The organism is Streptomyces tropicalis (assembly GCF_029269835.1).
GTDB lineage: Bacteria > Actinomycetota > Actinomycetes > Streptomycetales > Streptomycetaceae > Streptomyces > Streptomyces tropicalis.
In genome coordinates this window covers 48,121-69,903 of sequence record NZ_JARJBB010000019.1, presented here as the reverse complement: position 1 = coordinate 69,903, position 21,783 = coordinate 48,121, and the positions used below count along the sequence as shown (strand labels likewise).

At 75.4% G+C, this 21,783-nt stretch carries 16 protein-coding genes, 1 pseudogene and 1 riboswitch; of the genes and pseudogenes, 11 read left to right on the top strand and 6 right to left on the bottom strand.

The genetic code is table 11. The features are described from left to right. Positions 1–114: 114 nt before the first annotated feature. The 3 genes from P3H78_RS26925 to P3H78_RS26915 form a co-directional block, all read right to left on the bottom strand. A complete protein-coding gene (locus tag P3H78_RS26925; RefSeq protein ID WP_276111765.1) occupies positions 115–918 on the bottom strand; it encodes an enoyl-CoA hydratase/isomerase family protein in 804 nt (267 codons plus the stop codon). 130 nt (positions 919–1,048) lie between these two features. After that, complete coding sequence (locus P3H78_RS26920; protein ID WP_003976983.1) at positions 1,049–1,270, bottom strand: helix-turn-helix domain-containing protein; 222 nt, start codon at positions 1,268–1,270, stop codon at positions 1,049–1,051. Positions 1,271–1,666: 396 nt separating this feature from the next. Beyond that, complete coding sequence (locus P3H78_RS26915; RefSeq protein WP_276111764.1) at positions 1,667–3,265, bottom strand: ABC-F family ATP-binding cassette domain-containing protein; 1,599 nt, start codon at positions 3,263–3,265, stop codon at positions 1,667–1,669. Positions 3,266–3,569: 304 nt separating this feature from the next. Between P3H78_RS26915 and P3H78_RS26910 the strand changes: the two are divergent. Then, positions 3,570–3,934 (top strand): annotated as a pseudogene (locus P3H78_RS26910) (VOC family protein); the annotation flags it as partial. 47 nt (positions 3,935–3,981) lie between these two features. Here the strand turns inward: P3H78_RS26910 and P3H78_RS26905 are convergent. From P3H78_RS26905 to P3H78_RS26895, 3 genes are all read right to left on the bottom strand, one after another. Beyond that, positions 3,982–5,427, bottom strand: a complete 1,446-nt coding sequence (locus P3H78_RS26905; protein ID WP_276111763.1) for a hypothetical protein — start codon at positions 5,425–5,427, stop codon at positions 3,982–3,984. A gap of 303 nt (positions 5,428–5,730) precedes the next feature. After that, entirely contained in the window at positions 5,731–6,858 is a 1,128-nt protein-coding gene (locus P3H78_RS26900) for an alpha/beta hydrolase (protein ID WP_276111762.1), read from the bottom strand. Positions 6,859–6,942: 84 nt separating this feature from the next. Further along, positions 6,943–7,698 carry a class II aldolase/adducin family protein gene (locus P3H78_RS26895; RefSeq protein ID WP_276111761.1) on the bottom strand — a complete coding sequence of 252 codons (756 nt, stop codon included), beginning with the start codon at positions 7,696–7,698 and terminating at the stop codon, positions 6,943–6,945. A gap of 225 nt (positions 7,699–7,923) precedes the next feature. Between P3H78_RS26895 and P3H78_RS26890 the strand changes: the two genes are divergently transcribed. From P3H78_RS26890 to cobI, 10 genes are all read left to right on the top strand, one after another. Beyond that, positions 7,924–8,790 carry a GH25 family lysozyme gene (locus P3H78_RS26890; RefSeq protein ID WP_276111760.1) on the top strand — a complete coding sequence of 289 codons (867 nt, stop codon included), beginning with the start codon at positions 7,924–7,926 and terminating at the stop codon, positions 8,788–8,790. Between the two features lie 136 nt (positions 8,791–8,926). Then, positions 8,927–10,177: an inorganic phosphate transporter gene (locus tag P3H78_RS26885; RefSeq protein ID WP_276111759.1), complete on the top strand. Its 1,251-nt coding sequence runs from the start codon at positions 8,927–8,929 to the stop codon at positions 10,175–10,177. A 34-nt stretch (positions 10,178–10,211) separates the two neighbouring features. Then, a complete protein-coding gene (locus P3H78_RS26880) occupies positions 10,212–10,433 on the top strand; it encodes a hypothetical protein (RefSeq protein WP_276111758.1) in 222 nt (73 codons plus the stop codon). Between the two features lie 228 nt (positions 10,434–10,661). Continuing rightward, a riboswitch (cobalamin riboswitch) is annotated at positions 10,662–10,806 on the top strand. 98 nt (positions 10,807–10,904) lie between these two features. Beyond that, positions 10,905–11,861, top strand: coding sequence for a cobalamin biosynthesis protein (locus P3H78_RS26875; protein WP_276111757.1), 957 nt, complete (start codon positions 10,905–10,907; stop codon positions 11,859–11,861). Continuing rightward, positions 11,858–13,366: a cobyric acid synthase gene (locus tag P3H78_RS26870; RefSeq protein WP_276111756.1), complete on the top strand. Its 1,509-nt coding sequence runs from the start codon at positions 11,858–11,860 to the stop codon at positions 13,364–13,366. Before P3H78_RS26875 ends, P3H78_RS26870 begins: the two co-directional genes overlap by 4 nt. After that, positions 13,363–17,016 carry a cobaltochelatase subunit CobN gene (gene cobN, locus P3H78_RS26865; RefSeq protein ID WP_276111755.1) on the top strand — a complete coding sequence of 1,218 codons (3,654 nt, stop codon included), beginning with the start codon at positions 13,363–13,365 and terminating at the stop codon, positions 17,014–17,016. The genes P3H78_RS26870 and cobN overlap by 4 nt, the downstream gene beginning before the upstream one ends. Then, a complete protein-coding gene (locus P3H78_RS26860) occupies positions 17,013–19,097 on the top strand; it encodes a putative cobaltochelatase (RefSeq protein WP_276111754.1) in 2,085 nt (694 codons plus the stop codon). Before cobN ends, P3H78_RS26860 begins: the two co-directional genes overlap by 4 nt. Next, on the top strand, positions 19,097–19,705 hold the full coding sequence (gene cobO, locus P3H78_RS26855) for a cob(I)yrinic acid a,c-diamide adenosyltransferase (protein ID WP_276111804.1): 609 nt from the start codon (positions 19,097–19,099) through the stop codon (positions 19,703–19,705). Before P3H78_RS26860 ends, cobO begins: the two co-directional genes overlap by 1 nt. Then, positions 19,699–21,048 (top strand): cobyrinic acid a,c-diamide synthase CobB, encoded by a 1,350-nt coding sequence (locus P3H78_RS26850; RefSeq protein WP_276111753.1) that lies wholly within the window; start codon positions 19,699–19,701, stop codon positions 21,046–21,048. The genes cobO and P3H78_RS26850 overlap by 7 nt, the downstream gene beginning before the upstream one ends. Next, positions 21,045–21,776, top strand: coding sequence for a precorrin-2 C(20)-methyltransferase (gene cobI, locus P3H78_RS26845; RefSeq protein ID WP_276111752.1), 732 nt, complete (start codon positions 21,045–21,047; stop codon positions 21,774–21,776). The genes P3H78_RS26850 and cobI overlap by 4 nt, the downstream gene beginning before the upstream one ends. Positions 21,777–21,783: the final 7 nt, after the last annotated feature.

The window sequence follows — 21,783 nt, the reverse complement described above, 5'->3', positions numbered from 1 at the left end:
CGGCGGACGCGACGGCACCGCCGGCCCGGCCTCCGCGACCGGGTCGCGCCGACGGGGCGGGCACGGGGTGTCTTCCCCGGGACTGCCGGGCTGCGAGCCCCCGGGGGGGGGCGGTCAGTCGCCGGTACCGGCCAGGTCGCGCAGGCGGCGGGCCTGGGCCGCGCGTTCCGCGGTGCGCTGCTCCTCGTAGGAGCGGCCCTGGGCGCCGCGCAGCAGCGCCTTGGTCTCGATCACGGCGTCCCGGGGCGCGGCGAGGAGCGCCCCGGCCAGGTCGCGGGCCGTGGCGTCGAGCTGGTCCAGCGGCACCGCGACGTTCGCCAGGCCGGACTGCACCGACTCCTCGGCGGTGACGGCGCGGCCGGTGACGCACATCTCCAGGGCGCGCGCGTACCCGACGAGGCCGACCAGGGGGTGCGTACCGGTGAGGTCCGGCACCAGCCCGAGGCTGGTCTCGCGCATGGCGAACTGCACGTCGTCCGCGACGACGCGCAGGTCACAGGCCAGGGCCAGCTGGAAGCCGGCTCCGATGGCGTGGCCCTGGACCGCGGCGACGGACACGATGTCGTTGCGCCGCCACCAGGTGAACGCCTCCTGGTATTCGGCGATGGTCGCGTCGAGCTCCGCGTCGCCGCCCCGCGCGAGGTCGATGAACGACGGTTCCCCGTCGAACCCCTCGGGCGTGAACGCCTGCCGGTCCAGCCCGGCCGAGAAGGACTTCCCCTCGGCACGCAGCAGGACCACGCGGACGGAGCCCGGCAGCAGCCGCCCGGCCTCGGTGAGCGCGCGCCACAGAGCGGGGCTCTGCGCGTTGCGCTTGGCCGGGTTGGCCAGCGTCACCGTGGCGATCGCGTCGTCGACGGTGAGCCGTACGCCGTCCTTGTCGAGTACCGGATCGAGTTCGTGCTCGGGCGAAGCCATGGGGCGCCTCCGATGGGTGCGGTCATCCGGGATGCCGTGACGGGACATCCCTAAGTGACTGCACAGTAACCACCCGGCCGATCGGCAGACCGACCGGGTGGCCACCGGAGTGGCCGATGGCCGCCCGACGTCAGGCCGACGTGGCCTTCTTGCCCCGGGTCGCGCCGCCACGCCCACGGAGCGTGACGCCCGACTCGCTGAGCATGCGGTGGACGAAGCCATACGAGCGGCCGGTCTCCTCGGCCAACGCCCGAATGCTCGCACCGGCGTCGTACTTCTTCTTCAGGTCTGCCGCGAGCTTGTCGCGCGCGGCGCCGGTCACCCGGCTGCCCTTCTTCAGAGTCTCGGCCACCCGTGCCTCCTCATGGGAAGTGCGCTCTGGTCTCCTCATGATCACCCCTCCGGGGCGGGATGGCCACCCATTCGGCAAGGTCCGTGGGACAGGGTTGTGACGACGGGAGCGGGTCCCCACAAGCGGAATTAGCAATTCCACACGCCGGGGCCCGGGGGGCCGATCGGGTTGTTCCGCGAAGTACCAGGTCAGCGGCGCGGGACGGCCGAACCCTTGCTACATAAGGGCTCGGCCGGGAAATCGGTGTACGACACACCTCGGTACGAGGAGATCTCACACAGATGATGGATCACGGATGGGCCGAATGATCCAGCGGCCCGTGATCACCGCTCCCGCGGTGCGGACGCGCCCCCCGGGAGCCCGCCCGCACCCCTCGGGACCGGGCGGCCCGGAGCCTCAGGCCAGGGCGACGAGGTCCGCGTAGTCGGAGCCCCACAGGTCCTCGACGCCGTCGGGCAGCAGGATGATCCGCTCCGGCTGCAGCGCCTCGACGGCGCCCTCGTCGTGGGTGACCAGGACGACCGCGCCCTTGTAGGTGCGCAGCGCGCCGAGGATCTCCTCGCGGCTGGCGGGGTCGAGGTTGTTGGTGGGCTCGTCGAGGAGCAGGACGTTCGCCGAGGAGACCACGAGGGTGGCCAGGGCGAGACGGGTCTTCTCACCGCCGGAGAGGACCCCGGCCGGCTTGTCCACGTCGTCGCCGGAGAACAGGAACGAGCCGAGCACCTTGCGGACCTCGACCAGGTCCATGTCGGGGGCGGCCGAGCGCATGTTCTCCAGGACGGTGCGGTCCGCGTCGAGGGTCTCGTGCTCCTGCGCGTAGTACCCCAGCTTGAGGCCGTGGCCGGGCACGACCGCACCGGTGTCCGGTTGCTCGGCGCCGCCGAGGAGGCGCAGCAGGGTCGTCTTGCCCGCGCCGTTGAGGCCGAGGATGACGACGCGCGAGCCCTTGTCGATGGCCAGGTCGACGTCGGTGAAGATCTCCAGCGAGCCGTACGACTTGGACAGGCCCTCGGCCATCAGCGGGGTCTTGCCGCAGGGCGAGGGGTCGGGGAAGCGGAGCTTGGCCACCTTGTCGGACTGCCGGACGGCCTCCAGGCCGGAGAGCAGCTTGTCGGCGCGGCGGGCCATGTTCTGCGCGGCGACCGTCTTGGTGGCCTTGGCGCGCATCTTGTCGGCCTGCGAGTGCAGGGCCGCGGCCTTCTTCTCGGCGTTGGCGCGCTCGCGCTTGCGGCGCTTCTCGTCGGCCTCGCGCTGCTGCTGGTAGAGCTTCCAGCCCATGTTGTAGACGTCGATCTGGGAGCGGTTGGCGTCCAGGTAGAACACCTTGTTGACCACCGTCTCCACCAGGTCGACGTCGTGGGAGATCACGATGAAGCCGCCGCGGTAGGTCTTGAGGTAGTCCCGCAGCCAGACGATCGAGTCCGCGTCGAGGTGGTTCGTCGGCTCGTCCAGCAGCAGCGTGTCCGCGTCGGAGAACAGGATGCGGGCCAGCTCGATGCGGCGTCGCTGACCGCCGGACAGGGTGTGCAGGGGCTGCCCCAGCACCCGGTCGGGCAGGTTGAGCGCGGCGGCGATGGTGGCGGCCTCGGCCTCGGCGGCGTACCCGCCCTTGGTCAGGAACTCGGTCTCCTGGCGCTCGTACTGCCTGAGGGCCTTCTCGCGGGTGGCACCCTGGCCGTTCGCGATGCGCTGCTCGTTGTCGCGCATCTTGCGGATCAGCACGTCCAGGCCGCGCGCGGAGAGGACCCGGTCCCGGGCGAGCACGTCGAGGTCGCCGGTGCGGGGGTCCTGCGGGAGGTAGCCGACCTCGCCGGAGCGGGTGACGGCGCCCGCGGCGGGCTGGCCCTCGCCGGCCAGCACCTTGGTGAGGGTGGTCTTGCCGGCACCGTTGCGCCCGACCAGGCCGATGCGGTCGCCCTTGGCGACGCGGAACGTGGCGTTCTCGATGAGGATGCGGGCACCGGCGCGCAGCTCGATACCGGACGCGGAGATCACGGACAGACTCCTGGAGCGTGGGCCCCTGCTCGGGGGCGGTGGCGGGATGGGCGGCTGAGGACGTTCCCGCCGTCTAATGCGCGAGGAGAATGGCCATGGGAGCCAGTCTAACGGGGCGGTGCAAGCTCATTTCCGTGCCGTCGGGTGCCCCGGCGGCACGGTCCAAGCCGGGCTGCCGGGTTCCGGGGGCGCCCGCTGCGGCACCGGGCGGCGGGCCGGGCCGGACGCGCCGGCACCGACGACCCACCGGGGAGCGACCGGCAGGGCGGACACGTCCGGCGGACGCCCGGGCGTCTTCCCGGCCCTGCCGCACGCGGACGCCCGCGCGGCGGTGCGCCGGCTCACCGGGGCCTCCGGCTTCACCGGGCTGTCCGTGTACGAGGGCTACGAGGGCGAGGACGGCCTGGTGCGGCATGCCGGGCCGAGCCTGGGCACGGCGCCGTGACGCCCCGCTCCAGGGGCCGCGGCGGCCGCTTCGACGAGGCGATGCGGGGCGCCGGGCCGGCGGGGGTGTACGGCGTCGTGGACGACGGGGACGGACACTGCCGGCGCGCGATGGACCACGGCGTGGAGATCCTGATGCACCCGACGGACCAGGAGTGCGCGTCCCGGGACTGCACGGCCCGGGACCTCGACGGCGGCATCCGGGGCTTCGGCACCTGCGCCCCCGCCCGGAGGGCTGGGCCCGGGCGGCGGGAGCCGCCGCCCGCACCGGGTCAGCTCCCCCAGGTGTGGACCTGGAAGGCGGCCCGCCGCACGGCCTTCGCCAGCGCAGGGTCGGGGTGCGCGGCGGCGAGGGCGACCAGCACCTGCACGGTGCGCGGGTGCCCGACCGCGCGGACCTCGGCGAGCAGCGCGGGCACCGTGGGCTGCAGCGCGGACTCCAGGTGGCGCACCAGCATCGGCGCCTCGCCGTGGTCGGCGACGGCGGCGGCGGTGTCCACCCACAGCCAGGTGGCCTCCTCGCGGGTGAGGACCTCGTGCGCGTCCTCGGGGTCGATCCCGTCGTGCTCGGCCAGCCACAGCAGGGCGTACGGCCGCAGGGCGGACTCGTCCAGCACGCCCCGCACGTCGGGTTCGGCGGGGGCGCCCACGACCCGCAGCGCCTCGAAGGCGAGGCCCCGCAGCAGGGCGTCCTCGCCGCGGGCGGCGCCGAGCAGCTCGGTGACGGCGCTGCCCACGGGGCGGGCGGCGAGCCAGGCGCGGTACTCGGCCCGGGCCGCGTTCGGCCGCAGCTGGGCGCAGCCGCGCAGCATGTCGCCGGCGGACTGCTCGATGTTCCCGGCGGGGCTCTGGGCGGCCACGCAGATCTGCTCCAGCTTGACCCACACCGCCCAGCTGCCGAGCGGGGTGAGGGTGGCCTGGCCGTCGCCGCAGGTGAGCGCGCCGACGGCGGCGAGGGCGCCGAGCGCCCACTGCAGGAGCGGGGCCAGCGGCGCCGGGTCCGGGGCGACGGGCTCGGGGACGGCGGCGGCCGGGACGACGGGCACCGGGGCGGCCGCGGACCGCGGGGACACCGGATGCGGCCCGTACGGGACCTCGCAGCGCTCCGTGCGCAGCTCGGTGACCCGCTGCTCCAGGAGGTCCAGGAGCTGCTCGACCGGGACGGGTCCGGCGGACAGCTGGAGGAAGGACAGCACCTGAGGCATCGCGGAGACCACCTCGGCGACCGCGGCGGCCTCGTGGCCGTCGGGCTCGGGGCTGGCGAGCGACCAGGCGTCGAAGAGGGCGACCCAGCCGCGCAGCACGGCGCCGTCGTCCCGGTCCCAGGCGCGCAGCCGCCAGCCGGGCAGGGCGGTACCGCCGTGCACCTCGATGAGGCCGGCGAGCCGGGAGGTGTCCCAGTCGGCGCGGACCTGAGCCGTGGTCAGGCCCAGTTCCCGGGCGGCCCGTTCGGAGGCCGGGTCGGAGAGAGTGGCCCGGCCGTCGGCGGTGGCGTCGCCGCCGGGGCCGAGTGCGGTGTCGGCCCAGCGGGCGACGCGGGCCGCCCCGGCCAGACAGGAGCGCGCCATTCCGGCCAGCTCCGCGGGGGCCGGGGTGCCCTCCGGCGGGCGCGGTGCGGGGCGGCGCGTGCGTCGCTGGTTCACGGCTCGGGGGGCGGCGGCCAGGGGTCGCGGGCGGACGAGTCGAAGCCTTGAGTCGCGCGGGATACGGGACGTCACGGGAGCAGTCTTCCGGTTGACGGTCCGAAAACCCAAACGGAATGTCACCCGCGGCGACGGGGATGGCCAACGCACCGCCTCGCGCGGCGCCCCGGGCGGCATGATCAGGCCAGGCCGCCCGGGGGTCGGGGGCAGCGCCCCCGGCCGTTCCGCGCACCGGTCCCGGTGCCGGGCGGACGCCGGTCCCGGTGCCGGGCGAACGCCGGTCCCAGTGCCGGGCGAACGCCGGTCCCAGTGCCGGGCGAACGCCGGTCCCGGTGCCGGGCGAACGCCGGTCCCGGTGCCGGGCGCCGCGACGGTCCCTCACATCAGCGGGATCAGGAAGCGGCGCAGGGCCTCCTCGTAGGCCTCCGGGTCGGCGTTCCACATGGCCGAGTGCGGGGCCTGGCGCACCGTCTGCAGGGCCACCAGGTCGGGGCGGCGCTCGGCGAGGCGGCGGGAGGGCAGCCAGGGGGCCACCCGGTCGTCCGGCCCGTGGAAGACGAGCGTCGGCACGGAGAGCCGGGCGGGGTCGGCCGGGTCGGCGGCGTGGTCGCCGTACCGTCCGGTGCGGCCCTGTGCGGCGCGCACCGCGAGCGGGAGCAGGGCGGCCGGGGTGTGCCGGGCGGCGGCCAGCGCCCGTACCGTCGCCTCCCAGTCGAGGACCGGGGAGTCGAGGACCAGCCCGGAGATGCGCTCGCGCAGTCCGGAGAGGGCGGCGGCGCGCAGCGCCATGGTGGCGCCGGTGGACCAGCCGTGCAGGACGACCCGCTCGGCGCCGTAGCGGACGGCGTAGCGGATGGCGGCGTCCAGATCGCGCCACTCGGTGTCGCCGAGGTGGTTGAGGCCGTCCGGGGGCCGGGGGGCGCCGAGGTCCCCGCGGTAGGAGAGGCCCAGCACCGGGAAGCGGCGACGGTGCAGGAAACCCATGACGTTGAGGGCGAGTTCGCGGGTGCTGCCGAGGCCGTGCACCGTGATCACCCAGGTGTCCCGGACGCCGGGCACGAACCACGCCGGGAGCGCGCCGAGTTCGCCCGGCACGTCGACGTCGGCGTAGTCCAGGCCGAGCGCGGAACGGGGGTTGCCGACGTGCAGGTTCGGGGTGAGCCAGATCCTGTCGCCGCTCGCCGGCGAGCCGTGGGTGACGCTCTCCAGACGGCGGACGACGGCGTCGGCGTGGTGCGGGGCCGTGGGCAGCACGGGGCCGACGACGGCGTGGGAGCCGTCGCCCGCCAGGCCGTAGGTGCCGGGGCGCAGGGAGGCCAGGTGCCGGGTGAGCGTGATCCGGCCCGGCGCGGTGGCGTGCACGGTGAGCCGGGGCTCGGTGGGCAGGGGCCGGCCGGGGGGTGCCTTCAGCGCGGCGTCGCTGGCGAGCCGGCCGGCGGCGACGCCGGCCGTGCCGGCCGCCAGGGCTGCGGTGACGGCCGCCGCCGTCGCTTTGACTGTGCGCACGGGTCCAGTGTCCCGGCGCACCGGGCCACAGGCCAGTGGGAGGCGGGGTCGGGGTGACGGAGCCGGGCGGCCGCCCGGCGGTTCCTACGTCCGCTGCCCGTAGCCGCGCAGCCGCTCCTGCGCGGCCGCGAGCTGCTCCGGGGACAGCAGGGAGGGGGTACGGCCCGGGAGCGAGGAGGCCGTCAGCCAGACGCGGCACATCCACTCCAGCTGCGCGGTGCGGTCGTAGGCCTGGTCGAGGGTGGCGCCGTAGGTGACGGTCCCGTGGTTCTGGAGCAGGCAGCCGGTGCGGCCGTCGAGCGCCCGGAGCATGTTCTCGGCCAGTTCCGGGGTGCCGTAGGTCGCGTAAGGGGCGACCCGGACCGGTCCGCCGAGCGCTTCGGTCATGTAGTGGATCGGCGGGAGTTCGGGGACGAGTGTCGACACGGCGGTCGCGTGCACGGCGTGGGTGTGGACGACGGCGCCCGCGTCGGTGGTGCGGTGGATCGCCAGGTGCAGGGGCAGCTCGCTGGTGGGCACGAGCGTGCCGAGCACCTGGCGGCCGTCGAGGCCGACGCCGGTGACGTCGTCCGGGGCGAGCCGGTCGTAGGGCACTCCGGACGGGGTGAGCAGCACCGTGTCGCCGACCCGTACCGAGACGTTTCCCGAGGTGCCGACGACCAGGCCGTCGGCCACTGTGCGGCGGGCCGTGGCGACCAGGGCCGCCCACGCCTCGGCCTCCTCCGGCCGCACCGCCCGCGTCCGGGGGCCGCGCGGCCCGGACCCGCCCGCGCCGGTCCGGCCGTCCCGCTCCGCCCCCGCGTCCCGTCCCGCTCCCGTGTCCCGCCGTTCGTCCGCCATGGCCCGATCCTGCCAGCCGGGACGGCGGGAAGGGGCGGCACGGGGCGGCACGGCAGTGGCCGTGGCCGAAAATGCCACCTCCATAAGAGTGCAGATCGGTTCATATGCCCTCGTGTCTGCGGCTCGCCGCCGCGACCCACCGCTGGAATGGCCACTCGCCGCGGCGCGCGGCGCACGACGGACCGGCGCGCCGCCCCATCCGCCCCGCCGCCGCTCCGGAGACCCATGTCCGACACCCGCACCCCGCCGCCCGCCCTCACCTCCCTGCTCCCGAACACCCGCACCCCACAACTCCCGTCCACCGGCACCCCGCTGCCCCCGCCCAGCCGGGCCCGGCTCCCCCGCGCCGCCCGCCGCTCCCTGGCCGCCGTGGCCGCCCTGGCGGCCCTCGCCGCCGGGGCCTGCGTGCTCGCCGCGCCGCCGGCCGCCGCGGAGGACCGGCCGCGGGGCAACGACGTCTCCTCGCACCAGGCCGCCGTCGACTGGCCGACCGCGCAGGCCGACGGCGCCGCCTTCGTCTACGTCAAGGCGACCGAGGCCACGCGCTACCGCAACCCGTACTTCGCCGGGCAGTACGAGGGCGCCCGAGCCGCGGGCCTGTTCCGCGGGGCCTACCACTTCGCCCTGCCGGACCGGTCCTCCGGTGCGGCCCAGGCCGCGTTCTTCCTGGAGCACGGCGGCGCGTGGCAGCCGGACGGCCGGACCCTGCCGCCCGCACTGGACCTCGAGGACGACCCCTACGACCCACGACTGCCGTGCTACGGGCTGAGCCAGGAGGCGATGGTCGCCTGGATCGCGGACTTCAGCGGCGAGGTCCTGCGGATCACCGGCCGCCGGCCGGTGATCTACACGACCACGAACTGGTGGAACACCTGCACCGGGGGCAGCAGCGCCTTCGCCGCGGACCATGCCCTGTGGATCGCCCGGCACTCGGCCGCGGACACCGGGGCGCTGCCGCCCGGCTGGACGTCGTGGACCTTCTGGCAGTACGACGACCGCGGCAGCCTCCCGGGTGACCAGAATCTCTTCAACGGGTCGCCGGACCTGCTGGAGCGGCTCGCCCGGGGGCCCGTTGACCCGGCGGCCCGGTGACCGCGGGCCCGGGCCGCCGGAGGCGGGCCGGGCACCCCCGCGGACGGACACTCCGAAGACCGGCCCAGTTCATCTTCCGTTCACCCTGGTTGCCTACGTTCGACCAGCCAATGACCTCGAACGATTGCCTGGGTAAATGGAAAGCTTCTCGCTGATCCTCGCGATTGTGGTGATCACCGCACTCGCGTTCGATTTCACGAACGGTTTCCACGACACCGCCAACGCGATGGCCACCACCATCTCCACCGGTGCACTCAAGCCCAAGGTCGCGGTGGCCATGTCCGCCGCGCTCAACCTGGTGGGCGCCTTCCTCTCCGTGGAGGTCGCCAACACGATCTCCAAGGGTCTCGTCGACGAGACCGGCATCCGTCCCGAGGTCATCTTCGCCGCGCTGGTCGGCGCGATCCTCTGGAACCTGCTGACCTGGCTCGTCGGCCTCCCCTCCAGCTCCTCGCACGCCCTGATGGGCGGACTGATCGGCGCCACCGTCGCCTCGGCCGGCTTCGGCGCGGTCCACGGCGACGTGCTCGTCACCAAGGTGCTGCTGCCCGCCGTCGCCGCCCCGGTCGTCGCGGGCATCGCGGCCATGGCCGCCACCCGCCTCAGCTACCGGGTGAGCCGGGACGCGCACGGCCGCGCCGCCGACAAGGGCCACCGCGCCGGCCAGATCGCCTCCGCCGGGCTCGTCTCGCTGGCGCACGGCACCAACGACGCCCAGAAGACGATGGGCGTCATCACCCTCGCCCTGATCGCCGGCGGCACGCTGGCCCCCGGCTCCAACCCTCCCACCTGGGTCATCCTCTCCGCGGGCCTCGCCATCGCGCTCGGCACCTACATCGGCGGCTGGCGCATCATCCGCACCATGGGCAAGGGGCTGACCGAGCTGCAGCCGCAGCAGGGCTTCGCCGCCCAGACCAGTGCGGCCACCGCGATCCTCGCCTCCTCGCACCTCGGCTTCTCGCTCTCCACCACGCACGTGGTCTCCGGCTCGGTGATGGGCGCGGGCCTCGGCCGCAAGGGCGGCGTGGTCCGCTGGTCGACCGCGACCCGGATGCTGGTGGCCTGGGTGCTGACCCTGCCGGCCGCGGCGCTCGTCGGCGCCGGCGCGGAGGCCGTGACCGGCCTCGGCGACTGGGGCACCGCGCTCGTCGCCCTCTTCCTGGTGGCCTCCAGCGCCGCGATCTGGAAGTTCTCCCGCCGCGAGGTCGTCGACCACACCAACGTCAACGACGAGGAGCCGGCCGGTGTGGTGACCGCCGCCATCGCCGCCGTCTCACCGCCCCCGGCCGCCCCGGTGACCGAGGAGCTCACGGCCTCCGTCCCGGCCCAGGCGTCCCCGTCCACGACCGACTCCGCCACCCCGGCGAGCCCGTCGGCCGCCGCCTGAGTCCGCGCACCCGGATATCTGAGGAAGCATCAGCATGAAGATCGACTGGGCAGCCATCGGCTCCGTCTTCGGGGTCAGCCTCGTGGTCACCGTCGGGCTGGTGACCCTGTTCACCCTCGGCATCGCGGGCCTGTCCCGCCGTGAGTCCGCCTCCACCCGCGGCGAGTCGGCGGTCGCCGCGACCGTCGGCGCCTCCGCGTGCTTCGCGCTCTGCGCGGCGGCCGTGGCCTACGGCATCTCACTCATCGTCGCCTGACACCCGCCACCGGACCGGCGGTCCCCGCGGGCTCCGTACCCCGGGTCCCCCGGACCCCGGCGGCCCGTCGTCGACCAGGACCCCCGTACGCGTCCCCCACCGGGGCGCGTACGGGGGTCCGCGGCGTCCTGGCGGCGCGGCGGGGCCCGCACCGCTCCCGCCGGTGCCCGTCCGGACCGCGATGTGGGGTTCTGCACACCGGTGCGTCCCTGGTCAAAGGCGAGTTGACGGGTGTTCGCGGCCCGTGGTGGACTTCCGGAGCCATATACGGAGGCAGAAGAGGAAGCCGGTGCGAATCCGGCGCGGTCCCGCCACTGTCACCGGGGAGCGATCCCCGGGAGCCAGGAACTCTCGCCTCCGGTCTCGTCGTACCAGGGCGCGGACACCCTGAGTGAGGACACATCGCCATGCGCGGCTGCCGACCGAGGTTCACCAGCGACACCCCGCCCGCCCCCACGGCGGGCTGAACCGATGGGTGCCGACCGCGTCTTCGCGTACGGCGCCGCTGCCGGCCTCCTCGGCGACCTGCTCCTCGGCGATCCCCGCCGCGGGCACCCGGTCGCCGCGTTCGGACGGGCCGCGGGCGCCGTGGAGCACGCGCTGTGGCGGGACCACCGGGGCTGGGGCGTCCTGCACACCGCCGTGTGCGTGGGCGCCACCGTGGCCTCGGCCTCGCTCGCCGCGTCCGCCGTCCGCCGCTCCCCCGCCGCCTCCGCCGCACTGACCGCCGCCGCGACCTGGGCCGTCGTCGGCGGCACCTCGCTGGCCCGGGAGGCGCGCGCCGTGGGACGGGCGCTGGACGCGGGCGACCTGGCCGCGGCGCGGGCGCGGCTGCCCCACCTGTGCGGCCGGGACCCGCACGCCCTCGACGCCGACGGCATCGCCCGCGCGGTGGTGGAGTCCGTCGCCGAGAACACCTCCGACGCCGTGGTCGGCGCCCTGGTGTGGGGGGCCGCCGCCGGCGTGCCCGGTCTGCTCGGCTTCCGCGCCGTCAACACCCTCGACGCCATGGTCGGCCACCGGTCCCCGCGCTACCGGCGCTTCGGCTGGGCCGCCGCCCGCCTGGACGACGCCGCCGGCTGGCCCGGGGCCCGCCTCACCGCCGCGCTGGCCGCCGTCGCGGGCCCCGACCCGCGCGCCGCGGTGCGGGCCTGGCGGGCCGACGCCGCCCGGCATCCCAGCCCCAACGCCGGTCCCGTGGAGGCCTCGTTCGCCGGGGCGCTCGGCGTGCGGCTCGGCGGCACCCTCTCGTACGGGGGGCGCGTGGAGCACCGGCCGGTGCTCAACGGCCCCGGACGCGCCGTGCGGAGCGCCGACATCGAACGGGCCGTACGGCTCTCCCGCCGGGTGGGCCTGCTCGCGCTCGGCGCCGGCACGGCCGGGCGCTTCGCCGTCCGCAGGATCCTCGGGAAGGGACGTACGTCATGAGCGGCGGTCTCCTCGTCGCCGGCACCACCTCCGACGCCGGCAAGAGCGTCGTCACCGCCGGGATCTGCCGGTGGCTCGCACGGCAGGGGGTCAAGGTCGCGCCGTTCAAGGGGCAGAACATGTCCCTCAACTCCTTCGTCACCCGCGAGGGCGCGGAGATCGGGCGGGCGCAGGCCATGCAGGCCCAGGCGTGCCGGCTGGAGCCCACCGCGCTGATGAACCCGGTCCTCCTCAAGCCGGGCGGCGAGCGGAGCAGCCAGGTCGTGCTGCTCGGCCGCCCCGTCGGCGAGCTGAGCGCCCGCGGCTACCACGGCGGGCGCCAGCAGCAGCTGCTGGGCACGGTCCTGGACTGCCTCGCCGAACTGCGCGCCACCCACGACGCGGTGATCTGCGAGGGCGCGGGAAGCCCGGCGGAGATCAACCTGCGCCGCACCGACATCGTCAACATGGGCATCGCCCGCACCGCGGGACTTCCGGTGCTCGTCGTCGGCGACATCGACCGCGGCGGCGTCTTCGCGTCCTTCTTCGGCACCGTCGCCCTGCTGTCGCGCGGGGACCAGGAGCTGATCGCCGGATTCCTGGTCAACAAGTTCCGCGGGGACGTCTCGCTGCTGGAGCCGGGTCTGGAGATGCTGCACGGGCTGACCGGGCGGCACACCTACGGGGTGCTGCCGTTCCGGCACGGGCTCGGCATCGACGAGGAGGACGGCCTGCGCGTCTCGCTCCGGGGCACGGTCCGGGAGTCCGCGGTGGCGCCGCCGGTCGGCGAGGAGGTGCTGCGGGTCGCCGTCTGCGCGGTGCCGCTGATGTCAAACTTCACCGACGTGGACGCGCTGGCCGCCGAACCGGGCGTCGTGGTGCGGTTCGTGGACCGGCCCGAGGAACTCGCCGACGCCGACCTGGTCGTGCTGCCGGGCACCCGCGGCACGGTCCGCGCCCTCCAGTGGCTGCGCGAGCGGGGCCTGGCGGAGGCGGTCGTCCGGCGGGCCGCGGAGGGCCGGCCGGTCCTCGGCATCTGCGGCGGCTTCCAGATGCTCGGCGAGCACATCGAGGACGACGTCGAGAGCCGCCAGGGGCACGTGGACGGGCTCGGCGTCCTTCCGGTGCGGGTGCGGTTCGCCCGCGGGAAGACCCTCGCCCGGCCGTCCGGCGAAGCGCTCGGCGCGCCCGTCGAGGGCTACGAGATCCATCACGGCGTCGCCGACGTCCTGGGCGGTGAGCCCTTCCTCGGGGGGTGCCGGTCCGGCCGGACCTGGGGCACGCACTGGCACGGCGCGCTGGAGTCCGACGCCTTCCGGCGGGCCTTCCTGCGCGAGGTGGCGGCCGCCGCGGGCCGCCGCTTCGTCCCGGCCCCGGACACCTCGTTCGCCGCGCTGCGCGAGGAGCAGCTCGACCTGCTCGGCGACCTGATCGAACAGCACGCGGACACCGACGCGCTGTGGCGGCTCATCGAGTCCGGCGCGCCGCAAGGACTGCCCTTCATCCCCCCGGGAGCGCCCGCATGAGCACAGTGTTGTTGTTGTCGACCGCCGACACCGATCTGCTGGCGGCCCGCGCCTCCGGCGCCTCCTACCGGATCGGCAACCCGACCCGGGTCGACGTGGCCGGGGAGCTGCCCGCCCTGGTCGAGGGGGCCGACGTCGCCGTCGTGCGGCTGCTGGGCGGGAAGCGGGCCTGGGAGGACGGGCTGGCCGCGCTGCGCGCCGCCGGCGTTCCGACGGTGCTGCTCGGCGGCGAGGCGGTGCCGGACGCCGAGCTGATGGCCGAGTCGTCGGTGCCGGCCGGGGTCGTCGCGGAGGCGCTGCGCTACCTCGTCGAGGGCGGCCCGGACAACCTCGCCGAGCTGGCCCGGTTCCTGTCGGACACGGTGCTGCTGACCGGTGAGGGCTTCGAGGAGCCGCGCACCATGCCGGAGTTCGGCGTGCACGGCGGGTACGAGGTCCGGGCCGGCCGCCCCACCGTGGGCGTGCTCTTCTACCGGGCCCACGAACTGAGCCGCAACACCGCCTTCGTGGACACCCTGTGCGAGGCGATCGAGGCGCAGGGCGCCAACGCCCTGCCGGTGTACTGCGGTTCGCTGCGCGGCGCCGACCCGGGCCTGTACGAGATCCTCGGCCGGGCCGACGCCCTGGTCGCCACCGTGCTCGCCGCGGGCGGCACGCACGCCTCGCAGGCGTCGGCGGGCGGCGACGAGGAGTCCTGGGACGTCGGCGCACTCGCGGAGCTGGACGTCCCGGTGCTCCAGGGCCTGTGCCTGACGTCCTCGCGCGCCGCCTGGGACGCCTCCGACGCGGCGCTGTCCCCGATGGACGCGGCGATGCAGGTCGCCATCCCCGAGTTCGACGGCCGGCTGATCACCGTCCCGTTCTCCTTCAAGGAGCAGGGCCCCGACGACGTGCCCGTGTACGTCGCCGACCCCGAGCGGGCCGCGCGGGTCGCCGGGATCGCCGTACGGCACGCCCGGCTGGCCCACACGCCCAACGCCGACAAGCGGCTGGCGCTGGTCTTCACCGCGTACCCGACCAAGCACTCCCGGGTCGGCAACGCGGTCGGTCTGGACACCCCCGCCTCGGCGGTGCGGGTGCTGGACGCGCTGCGGGACGCGGGCTACGCGCTCACCGACTACCCGGACTCCGGGGACGAGCTGATCCACCGGCTGATCGCGGCGGGCGGGCACGACGTGGAGTGGCTGACGGAGGAGCAGCTCGCCGCGGCACCCGCGCGGGTGCCGCTCGCCGACTACCGGGCGTGGTTCGCCACCCTCGACCCGGAGCTGCGGGAGGCGATGCTGGAGGCGTGGGGCGAGCCGCCGGGCAGCCTGTACGTCGACGGCGACGACATCGTGCTGGCCTCCCTGCAGTTCGGGAACGTGGTGGTGATGATCCAGCCGCCGCGCGGCTTCGGCGAGAACCCGATCGCGATCTACCACGACCCCGACATGCCGCCCTCGCACCACTACCTGGCGGCGTACCGCTGGCTGGAGAACAGCTTCGGCGCCGACGCGGTCGTGCACATGGGCAAGCACGGCACGATGGAGTGGCTGCCCGGCAAGGGCCTCGGCCTGAGCGGCGGCTGCGCCCCGGACGCGGTCCTCGGCGACCTGCCGCTGGTCTACCCCTTCATCGTCAACGACCCCGGCGAGGGCACCCAGGCCAAGCGGCGCGGCCACGCCACCGTGGTCGACCACCTGGTGCCGCCGATGGCGCGTGCCGACACCTACGGCGACCTGGCCAAGCTGGAGCAGCTGCTGGACGAGTACGCGCTCGTCTCCGACCTGGACCCGGCCAAGGCGCCGGCGGTGCGCGCGCAGATCTGGACGCTGGTGAAGGCCGCGGAGCTCCACCACGACCTGCACGTCGACGAGCAGCCGGGCGACGACGACTTCGACGAGTTCGTCATGCACATCGACGGCTACCTGTGCGAGATCAAGGACGTGCAGATCCGGGACGGTCTGCACGTCCTGGGCGGCGGCCCGGTGGGCGAGCCGCGCGTGAACCTGGTGCTGGCCGTCCTGCGGGCCTCGCAGGTGTGGGGCGGGAAGGCGAACGCGCTGCCCGGCCTGCGTGCCTCGCTGGCCGCGCACTTCGGGCTGACCGAGAAGGAACTGCTGGCCGAGCCGGGTGCCCCGGTGAAGGTGCCGGTGGAACTGACGGACCTGGTGGACGGACCGGCGCGGACCGCCGCCGACACGATCGACCTGCTGGAGCAGCTGTGCCGGCGGATCGCCCAGGGCTTGGAGGACCGCGGCTGGCCGGCCGCCGCCTGCGGGCCGCTGCTGCGCGAGGTCGTGGGTGCCGAACTCCCGGACGCGGTGGCCGTGCTGGACTTCGCGTGCACCGAGGTCGTCCCGCGACTCGCCCGCACCACGGACGAGATCGGCCACATCCTCCGGGCGCTGGACGGCGGTTACGTGCCGGCCGGCCCGTCCGGTTCGCCGACCCGCGGCCTGGTCAACGTGCTGCCGACGGGCCGGAACTTCTACTCCGTCGACCCCAAGGCCATTCCGTCCCGGCTGAGCTGGGAGGTCGGCCAGTCGCTCGCCGACTCGCTGGTCGCGCGGTACCTGGAGGACACCGGGGAGTACCCGAGGTCGGTGGGCCTGACCGTCTGGGGCACGTCCGCGATGCGCACCCAGGGCGACGACATCGCGGAGATCCTGGCCCTGCTGGGCTGCCGCCCGGTCTGGGACGACGCCTCGCGCCGGGTGACGGGCTTCGAGGTGGTCCCGCTCGCCGAGCTGAGGCGCCCGCGCATCGACGTCACGGTCCGCATCTCCGGCTTCTTCCGGGACGCCTTCCCGCACGTCGTCGGCCTGATCGACGACGCGGTGCGGGCGGTGGCCGAGCTGGACGAGCCGGCCGGGCGGAACTTCGTGAAGGCGCACGCCGACGAGGACACCGCCGCGCACGGAGACCGGCGGCGGGCGACCGCCCGGGTCTTCGGCTCCAAGCCGGGGGCCTACGGCGCCGGCCTGCTGCCGCTGATCGACGCCCGCAACTGGCGCTCGGACGCCGACCTCGCCGAGGTGTACGCGGTGTGGGGCGGCTACGCCTACGGGCGCGGGCTCGACGGGCGCGCGGCGCGCGGCGACATGGAGACGGCGTTCCGGCGCATCGCGGTCGCCGCCAAGAACGTCGACACCCGGGAGCACGACCTCGTCGACGCCGACGACTACTTCCAGTACCACGGCGGCATGGTCGCCATGGTGCGGCACCTGACGGGCGCGAGCCCCGAGGCGTACGTCGGCGACTCCGCCGTGCCGGACCAGGTGCGCACCCGCACCCTCGGCGAGGAGACCCACCGGGTCTTCCGCGCCCGGGTGGTGAACCCGCGCTGGATGGCGGCGATGCGCCGGCACGGCTACAAGGGCGCCTTCGAGATGGCGGCGACCGTCGACTACCTCTTCGGCTACGACGCCACGGCCGGCGTGGTCGACGACTGGATGTACGAGAAGCTCAGCGCCGAGTACGTCTTCGACGCCGAGAACCAGGACTTCATGCGCGCGTCCAACCCCTGGGCGCTGCGCGGGATCACCGAGCGGCTGCTGGAGGCCGCGGACCGCGGCCTGTGGGCCGAGCCGGACGCCGACACCCTGGAGCGGCTGCGCGCCACGTATCTGGAGCTCGAGGGCGACCTGGAGGACGACGAGAAGTGAGCATCCCCTTTCCCTTCACGGCCGTGGTCGGCCAGGACGACCTGCGGCTCGCGCTGCTGCTGAACGCGGTGTCCCCCGCGGTCGGCGGGGTGCTGGTGCGCGGCGAGAAGGGCACCGCCAAGTCCACCGCCGTGCGGGCGCTGTCGGCGCTGCTGCCGGAGGTGGACGTGGTCTCCGGGTGCCGGTTCTCCTGCGACCCCGGGGCACCCGACCCGGGCTGCCCGGACGGCCCGCACGCGCCGGGGGCGTACGTCTCCCGTCCGGCGCGGATGGTGGAGCTGCCGGTCGGCGCGTCCGAGGACCGGCTGGTCGGCGCCCTCGACATCGAGCGGGCGCTCGCCGAGGGCGTGAAGGCCTTCGAGCCGGGCCTGCTGGCCGACGCGCACCGCGGGATCCTGTACGTCGACGAGGTCAACCTGCTGCACGACCACCTGGTCGACCTGCTCCTCGACGCGGCGGCGATGGGCGCCTCGTACGTGGAGCGCGAGGGCGTCTCGGTGCGCCACGCGGCACGCTTCCTGCTCGTGGGCACGATGAACCCGGAGGAGGGCGAGCTGCGTCCGCAGCTGCTCGACCGTTTCGGGCTGACCGTGGAGGTCGCGGCCTCGCGGGAGCCGGACCAGCGGGTCGAGGTCGTGCGGCGGCGGCTGGCGTACGACGACGACCCGGCGGGCTTCGCCGCCCGCTGGGCCGAGGAGGAGGCCGCGGTCCGGGCTCGGGTCGTGGCGGCGCGCGCACTGCTGCCGCGGGTGCGGCTCGGCGACGGGGCGCTGCGGCAGATCGCCGCGACCTGCGCGGCCTTCGAGGTGGACGGGATGCGCGCCGACATCGTGATGGCGCGGACCGCGACGGCGCTCGCGGCGTGGGCGGGCCGGACGGACGTGCTCGCCGAGGACGTCCGGCAGGCCGCGCTGCTCGCGCTGCCGCACCGGCGCCGGCGCAACCCGTTCGACGCGCCGGGGCTGGACGAGGACAAGCTGGACGAGACGCTGGAGCAGTTCTCCGGTCCCGACGGGAACGACGGCACCGACGGGGGCAGCGAGGAGACCGGGGACGACGGGGACGACGACGGCCCCGGTCCGGGCGGGGGCGGCGGCCGGCCCGAGCCCGGCACGGGGCCCGCGGACGGCGACGGTGCCGCCCGCCCCGAGGCCGCGGAGGGCGGGGAGCCGCAGCCCTCCGGCGGCGCGGCCGAGCAGGCGCCCGCGCGGGCCGCCGAGCCCTTCCGCACCCGGGTGCTGAGCGTGCCCGGCATCGGCGAGGGTGCCACGGGCCGGCGCTCCCGCGCCCGCACCGAGCACGGGCGCACCACCGGCGCCCGGCGGCCCCGCGGGACGCTGACCAGGCTGCACCTGGCGGCCACCGTGCGGGCGGCCGCGCCGCACCAGCGGGTCCGGGGCCGGTCGGGGCCGGGGCTCGTGGTGCGCCGGGACGACCTGAGGCAGGCGACCCGGGAGGGCCGCGAGGGCAATCTCGTGCTGTTCGTGGTCGACGCCTCCGGCTCGATGGCGGCCCGGCAGCGGATGGGCGCCGTGAAGGGTGCCGTGCTGTCGCTGCTGCTGGACGCCTACCAGCGGCGCGACAAGGTGGGGCTGGTGACGTTCCGGGGGCGGACCGCCGAGGTCGCGCTGCCGCCGACGTCGTCGGTCGACGCGGCCGCGGCCCGCCTCGGGTCGCTGCCGACCGGCGGGCGCACCCCGCTCGCGGCGGGCCTGCTGCGGGCGCACGACGTGCTGCGGGTGGAACGGATGCGGGACCCGGCGCGCCGGCCGCTGGTCGTGGTGGTGACGGACGGGCGGGCCACGGACGCGCCGGAGCCGCGGGGCTCCGCCGGCCGGGACGGGGGCCGGGCGGCCTCCGGTTCCGGGGCGGCGGCGCGTGCGGCCGCGCTGTTCGCGGCCGAGCAGATCGCGTCGGTGGTCGTGGACTGCGAGTCGGGGCCGGTGCGGCTGGGGCTCGCGCGGCGGCTGGCGGACGGGCTCGGCGGCACCGCGGTGACGCTGGACGAACTGCGGGCCGACAGCATCGCCGGTCTGGTGAGGGACGTGCAGGGCTTCGGCAACGGCAGGAGGGCCGCGTGATGCCGCAGGGACAGCCGAGTGTGGTGCCGGACGACGGTCTGACGACGCGCCAGCGGCGCAACCGCCCGCTCGTCGTGGTGCACACCGGCATCGGCAAGGGCAAGTCGACGGCCGCCTTCGGACTGGCGCTGCGCGCCTGGAACCAGGGCTGGCCGATCGGGGTGTTCCAGTTCGTGAAGTCGGCCAAGTGGAAGGTCGGCGAGGAGAACGCGCTGCGCGTGCTGGGCGCCTCCGGGCAGGGCGGCACCGTCGACTGGCACAAGATGGGCGAGGGCTGGTCGTGGGTGCAGCGCGGCCTCCAGGGCGACAACGCGACCAACGAGGAGAAGGCCCGCGAGGGCTGGGAGCAGGTCAAGCGGGACCTGGCCGCCGAGACGTACACGCTGTACGTGCTCGACGAGTTCGCGTACCCGATGCACTGGGGCTGGATCGACACCGACGAGGTCGTGGAGGTGCTGCGGCAGCGGCCGGGCACCCAGCACGTGGTGATCACCGGGCGCAACGCGCCGGAGCGGCTGGTCAGCTTCGCGGACCTGGTCACCGACATGTCCAAGGTCAAGCACCCGATGGACGCCGGGCAGAAGGGCCAGAGGGGCATCGAGTGGTGACGTCCGTGCCCCGGCTGGTGGTCGCCGCGCCGTCCTCCGGCAGCGGCAAGACCACCGTGGCCACCGGGCTGATGGCCGCCCTCGCCCGGCGGGGGCTCGCCGTGTCCGGGCACAAGGTCGGCCCGGACTACATCGACCCCGGGTACCACGCGCTCGCCACCGGGCGCACCGGGCGCAACCTGGACGCCTACCTGTGCGGGCCGGACCTGGTCGCGCCGCTGTTCCTGCACGGGGCGCGGGGCTGCGACATCGCCGTCGTCGAGGGGGTCATGGGCCTGTACGACGGGGCCGCCGGCGAGGGCGAGCTGGCGTCCACCGCGCAGGTGGCCAAGCTGCTGCGGGCGCCGGTGGTGCTCGTCGTGGACGCCTCCTCGCAGTCCCGGTCGGTGGCCGCGCTGGTGCACGGCTTCGCGTCCTGGGACCCGCAGGTGCGGATCGGGGGCGTGATCCTGAACAAGGTCGCCTCCGGGCGGCACGAGGAGCTGCTGCGCGAGGCCCTGGACGCGTCCGGGGTGCCGGTGCTGGGCGTGCTGCGCCGCGCACCGCAGGTCGACACCCCCTCACGCCACCTGGGCCTGGTGCCGGTGGCGGAGCGGCGGGCGGCCGCGGTGGACGCCGTCGCGGCGATGGCCGCACAGGTGGAGGCGGGCTGCGACCTGACGGCGCTGACCGCGCTGGCGCGCAGCGCCACGGCCCTGGCCGACGCGCCGTGGGAGCCCCCCACGGCCGGGGCGGGCCCGCGCCCGGTGGTCGCCGTCGCGGGCGGCCCCGCCTTCACCTTCTCCTACGCCGAGCACACCGAACTGCTCGCCGCCGCCGGTGCCGAGGTCGTCCCCTTCGACCCGCTGCGGGACGAGCGGCTGCCCGACGGCGCCCGCGGGGTGGTCGTCGGCGGCGGCTTCCCGGAGATGTACGCGGCCGAGCTGTCGGCCAACGAGGCGCTGCGCGCCCAGGTCGCCGCGCTGGCCCGCTCAGGCGCTCCGGTGGCCGCCGAGTGCGCGGGGCTGCTCTACCTGTGCCAGGAGCTGGACGGGCAGCCCATGTGCGGGGTGCTGGACGCCTCCGCCCGCATGAGCGAGCGGCTCACCCTCGGCTACCGGGACGCGGTGGCCGTCGGCGACAGCGTGCTCACCGCCGCCGGGGAGCGGATGCGGGGGCACGAATTCCACCGCACCGTCGTCGAGCCGGGCGCGGGGACGGCCCCCGCCTGGGGGGTGCGGGCCCCCCGGCCGCGGGTCGAGGGATTCGTGCAGCAGGGGGTGCACGCGAGCTATCTGCACACGCACTGGGCGTCGGCGCCCGGTGTCGCCCGTCGGTTCGTGGAGAGGTGCCGGACGTCATGAGCAGCAGGCTGGTCGGAGTCGGGGTCGGTCCGGGTGATCCGGAACTGGTCACCGTCAAGGGTGTCAACGCGCTGCGCGCGGCGGACGTCGTCGTGGTGCCCGTCATGGACACCCTGGAGCGCGGGCGGGCCGAGGCGACGGTGCTGCACTACGTGCCTGCGGAGAAGGTGCTGCGGGTGGTGTTCGCGCTGAACGAGCGGACCGACCGGGCGCGCCGGGAGGCCGCCTGGGACGCCGCCGGGCAGCGGGTCGCGGGCCTGCTCGGGCAGGACCGCACGGTCGCCTTCGCCACCATCGGGGACCCCAACGTGTACTCCACCTTCACGTACCTCGCGCACACCGTCACCGCAACCGTGCCCGGGTGCGCGGTGGAGACCGTGCCCGGGATCACCGCGATGCAGGACCTGGCGGCCCGGTCCGGGGCGGTCCTCACCGAGGGCACCGAGCCGCTGACCCTGGTACCGGTGACCGCGGGGTCCGCCGTGCTGAGGGACGCACTGGCCGGTCCGGGCACGGTGGTCGCCTACAAGTTCGGCCGGCAGGCGGCCGAGGTCGCCGAGGCGCTGCGGGAGACCGGGCGGCTCGGGGACGCGGTGTGGGGGTCGGCGCTGGGGCTGCCGGAGGAGTCGATCCGGCCGGCCGCCGACCTCGGCGGCACGGCCCTGCCGTACCTGTCCACGCTCATCGCGCCCGCGCGCCGCGACGGCGGCCGGGGCGGCAAGCTGTGAGCGGCGG

What these genes read in the sequence shown, in the direction of transcription:
- P3H78_RS26925 (WP_276111765.1), bottom strand. Translation starts at nt 918, where the DNA reads ATGGCTTCGCCCGAGCACGAACTCGATCCGGTACTCGACAAGGACGGC.
- P3H78_RS26895 (WP_276111761.1), bottom strand. Translation starts at nt 7,698, where the DNA reads ATGGCGGACGAACGGCGGGACACGGGAGCGGGACGGGACGCGGGGGCG.
- P3H78_RS26890 (WP_276111760.1), top strand. Translation starts at nt 7,924, where the DNA reads ATGTCCGACACCCGCACCCCGCCGCCCGCCCTCACCTCCCTGCTCCCG.
- P3H78_RS26885 (WP_276111759.1), top strand. Translation starts at nt 8,927, where the DNA reads ATGGAAAGCTTCTCGCTGATCCTCGCGATTGTGGTGATCACCGCACTC.
- P3H78_RS26880 (WP_276111758.1), top strand. Translation starts at nt 10,212, where the DNA reads ATGAAGATCGACTGGGCAGCCATCGGCTCCGTCTTCGGGGTCAGCCTC.
- P3H78_RS26875 (WP_276111757.1), top strand. Translation starts at nt 10,905, where the DNA reads ATGGGTGCCGACCGCGTCTTCGCGTACGGCGCCGCTGCCGGCCTCCTC.
- P3H78_RS26870 (WP_276111756.1), top strand. Translation starts at nt 11,858, where the DNA reads ATGAGCGGCGGTCTCCTCGTCGCCGGCACCACCTCCGACGCCGGCAAG.
- cobN (WP_276111755.1), top strand. Translation starts at nt 13,363, where the DNA reads ATGAGCACAGTGTTGTTGTTGTCGACCGCCGACACCGATCTGCTGGCG.
- cobO (WP_276111804.1), top strand. Translation starts at nt 19,097, where the DNA reads ATGCCGCAGGGACAGCCGAGTGTGGTGCCGGACGACGGTCTGACGACG.
- cobI (WP_276111752.1), top strand. Translation starts at nt 21,045, where the DNA reads ATGAGCAGCAGGCTGGTCGGAGTCGGGGTCGGTCCGGGTGATCCGGAA.